The sequence below is a fragment of the Rhizobium sp. PEPV16 genome (assembly GCF_008919455.1).
Taxonomy (GTDB): domain Bacteria; phylum Pseudomonadota; class Alphaproteobacteria; order Rhizobiales; family Rhizobiaceae; genus Rhizobium; species Rhizobium leguminosarum_Q.
This window is the reverse complement of the sequence record NZ_VSZV01000083.1, coordinates 1-3263: the sequence shown is the minus strand read 5'-3', so window position 1 is coordinate 3263 and position 3263 is coordinate 1. Positions and strand designations below refer to the sequence as shown.

The window sequence follows — 3263 nt, the reverse complement described above, 5'->3', positions numbered from 1 at the left end:
CTCGAAGACCGGCACGCGACAGGGTCTGATCTCCCTGGAAGAATGTGGTGCGATCGTCACCGAAGGTTCGGGACACAGTCGCCTGCACAGGTTCAATCACGATTATTATCTGGCGCCGCAGATCAAGGCGCTGTTCGGCGCCGAATCCGTGAGATTCGAGAAGATGATCGATGCCGTACGTCTCAGCGCGGGAGAACAGACGCCGGATCTTTCGAGTCTCTTTGTCTACGGTAGTGTAGCAAGGGGTGAGGATCGCCTCGGCAGCGATCTGGATATCGGCCTTGTCGCCCGCCAGGAAGTCCTTGCGGGAATTGTCGAAAAGGTGAGAGAGAATCTCCGGCAGTCGTCAAGGTCGCTAGGCTTCTCTCCTTCGGTCGTCGGCTTGGACCTCGATGACGTTAGTCGCCTCGACCGCGATAGGGATCCTTGGTGGAACTCGGTGCTCGAAGACGCCATCGTCCTGCAGGGAGCACGCCCAGAGGATCTTGCGGCACGGGTCAGGGAGCGCGCGGATGGTTAGAACCGGGTCCACGAAGAAAAAGGACGGCACCTATGTTGCTGGACGGCTCGCCGTCGCTCGTGGCTTTCTCAAGGATGCTCGCAACAGCAATGCGGTCGCCGATCCCGGCGACATTGGAAACCCCTCGATATCCACCGTGATCAACTGTGCGATCGCCTACGCAGACGCGGTCACCGCCAAGTTTAAGGGCGAGATCAACCAAGGAGATCATCAGGCGATCGCCAAACTCCTTCGTGGCGCACTGGGCAACGAACTGCCCAACAGACAGGAAGCAAATCTCAAGACACTTCTCGAACAGACGGACGAAGTGCAGTACGGTTCGAGGGCGAAGACGCGCGATGACGCGTTACGCGCCCTTGAGCGCCTCGAAGAGTTCGCAGCCTGGGCCGAAGTCGTTCTTTCGAAATAACCGCCGTGGTGCCGGCATCGGCGATGCCAGTGGCGGTATACGGCTGGCCGACAATTGGCATGCGTCCGCCTGTCTTTGGCGCAGTCGCGACCCAATTTCTGATTTATCCGGCCAGCTCGCCGCCAAGCTCCAGCCGCCGCGTTATCCCGATACTCCTGAGGAATGTCTCGTCGTGGCTGACCACCAGCAGCGCGCCGTCATAGGCGCGCAGCCCTGCCTCGACCGCAGCGATCGAGTCGATGTCGAGATGATTGGTCGGCTCGTCGAGGATCAACAGCGGCGGCGGTGCCGAGCCGAGGACGCAGGCAAGGCCGGCGCGCAGCAATTGCCCGCCGCTCAGCGTCGACACGGTCTGCAGCGCCGCATCGGCCCTGAACATGAAGCGGGCAAGGGCGGCTCGGCAGGTATTTTCATCGGCAAGCGGATTGATCCGGCGAAAATTGTCGCGGATCGACGCCGACGGATCGAGCAGGCTGACCGTCTGATCGAGCATCGCGAAAGCGGTCATGACGCTAACCGTGCCGGCCCAGGGTTTCAGCGCGCCGGTAACAAGCGCCAGCAAGGTCGTCTTGCCCGAGCCGTTGCGGCCGGTGACGGCGATACGCTCCGGTCCCGTCACGTCGAAGGAGAGATCGCGGATGACGGGATCACCCGGCTGGTAGCCCGATGTCACGCCATCTATCTTCAGCACGATCTTGCTGGCGGGCAGCCCGGTCGGCGGTAGGGTGACCGACAAGGGCTGGAGGATCTCGATCTTCTCGCGCGCTGCCCTTGCCTCTTCCAGCGCCTGGGCGCGCCGGCGGTCGGCAAGACGGGCATTGTCGCCACCCGTCGTTTCGCTCCGCTCCTTCATGCCGCCGAGCATGATGCGCGGAATGCCGCCCTTGGCGGCCGTCTTTCGGCCCGCGCTGTCTCTGTGCGCCTGACGCTCCACCGTCGCCTGCGCCTTCCTCGCCACCTCTGCCATGCGTTTTCCGGCTTCAGTGAGATCGTGCTGTGCAGCCGCAAGTTCGAGCGCCTTGCGCTCGCGGAAATGGCTCCAGTTGCCGCCATAGCGCGTGGCACCGAGCGACGTCAGTTCAACGATCGCATCGACGCTTTCGAGCAGTTCCCGATCATGGCTGATGATGATGGCGCCGGCCCGCCAGTCTGACATCAGCGCGATCACCGCCTCGCGGCCTTCGCGATCGAGATTGTTGGTCGGTTCGTCGAGCAAAAGGAAATCCGGTTCGGTGAAAACAAGCGCGGCAAGCCCGGCACGGGTACGCTGCCCGCCAGAGAGTACCGCAAGTGGCGTCTCCGGCGGTGCGTTGAGCCCCGTCCGATTGAGCGCTGCGGCGATGCGCGCCTCCAGCATCCAGTCCGCCGATGCAAGCTCGTCGGCCGTTGCCTCGCCACATTCGGCGCGGCGAAGAATAGCGAGCGCATCGGTCACGCCGAAGAGATCGGCGATCGTTTCCTTGGGTGTCACCTGAACGTTCTGCCGCAGCACGCCGAGGCTGCCGCCGACGGATACCGTCCCGGAATGCGGCTGGATCTCGCCGGAGACGAGTTTGAGCAGCGTCGTCTTGCCGACGCCGTTGCGCCCGACGAGACCGGTACGCTCGGCCCCGAAACTCAGGTCAAGATTGGAAAAAAGCGGCCGCCCGTCAGGAGCGGACCATGAAATTTGGGAGAGGGTGATGGATGCAGGCATGGATATGGATTTCCCCGTTGGCAAGGCGAACTGGCGTTGCGATCGGGTTGAAATCCATTGCGGCACACATCCTGTTGAAATGGTCGATGGCAGGTAATTTAGGGAATAAAGGCTGCCCGTTCAAGAAGGGGAACGATCAGAGAAGGAGTGGGAAGTTGCCCCTCACCCTAACGCTCTCCCCGTAAACGGGGCGAGGGGACGTGCCTTGCGAGACGTCGGCGAGGAACGGAGAGGTTGCGGCTATTCCCCTTCGCCCCGTTTACGGGGAGAAGGTGTCGGCAGGCGGATGAGGGGCTTACAGCTCGCCGCGATCCTACCGCTTCAAGCTCCCCAAGATCCCACGCACCAGCGCCCGGCCGACCTGCGTTGCCACCGTGCGCGCCACGCTTTTCATCGCTGCTTCCACCACCGTTTCGCGCTGATAGCCGGACGTCCGGCCGCGCGATTGGCCGCGGCCCCGGTTGTCGTCGTCATTGCCGCCGCCGAAGCCCGGCAGGGTCCAACCGGAGGTGGTGCTGCCCGGCTGCTGCTCGGCCGCTTCTTCCTGCGCTCGCTTGGCCGCCTCGGCATCGGCCGCCTTCTTTGCCCGCGCCACCAGCATCTCGAAGGCGGATTCGCGGTCGACATCCTCGTCATAG

4 protein-coding genes are annotated in these 3263 nt (G+C 63.1%); 2 read left to right on the top strand and 2 right to left on the bottom strand.

Going from position 1 to position 3263, the window contains the following annotated elements; translation table 11 throughout:
• Both FY112_RS00915 and FY112_RS00910 read left to right on the top strand, forming a co-directional pair.
• Window positions 1-520: nucleotidyltransferase domain-containing protein (locus FY112_RS00915; protein WP_151517403.1), on the top strand; the 520-nt coding region annotated here is incomplete at its 5' end.
• Window positions 513-929, top strand: coding sequence for a hypothetical protein (locus FY112_RS00910; RefSeq protein WP_151517402.1), 417 nt, complete (start codon window positions 513-515; stop codon window positions 927-929). The genes FY112_RS00915 and FY112_RS00910, both read left to right, overlap by 8 nt.
• Before the next feature lie 103 nt (window positions 930-1032).
• Here FY112_RS00910 and FY112_RS00905 read toward each other — a convergent pair whose 3' ends face one another.
• Both FY112_RS00905 and FY112_RS00900 read right to left on the bottom strand, forming a co-directional pair.
• The gene (locus tag FY112_RS00905; protein WP_151517401.1) at window positions 1033-2625 is read right to left on the bottom strand and encodes an ABC-F family ATP-binding cassette domain-containing protein; all 1593 of its coding nucleotides are present in this window, start codon (window positions 2623-2625) and stop codon (window positions 1033-1035) included.
• Between the two features lie 313 nt (window positions 2626-2938).
• Window positions 2939-3263 (bottom strand): helicase HerA-like domain-containing protein (locus FY112_RS00900; RefSeq protein WP_151517400.1); only part of this gene is annotated, 325 nt, incomplete at its 5' end.

Bases quoted from the DNA above. Each gene is read 5' to 3' on its own strand.
- FY112_RS00905 (WP_151517401.1), bottom strand. From the start codon at position 2,625: ATGCCTGCATCCATCACCCTCTCCCAAATTTCATGGTCCGCTCCTGAC.
- FY112_RS00910 (WP_151517402.1), top strand. From the start codon at position 513: ATGGTTAGAACCGGGTCCACGAAGAAAAAGGACGGCACCTATGTTGCT.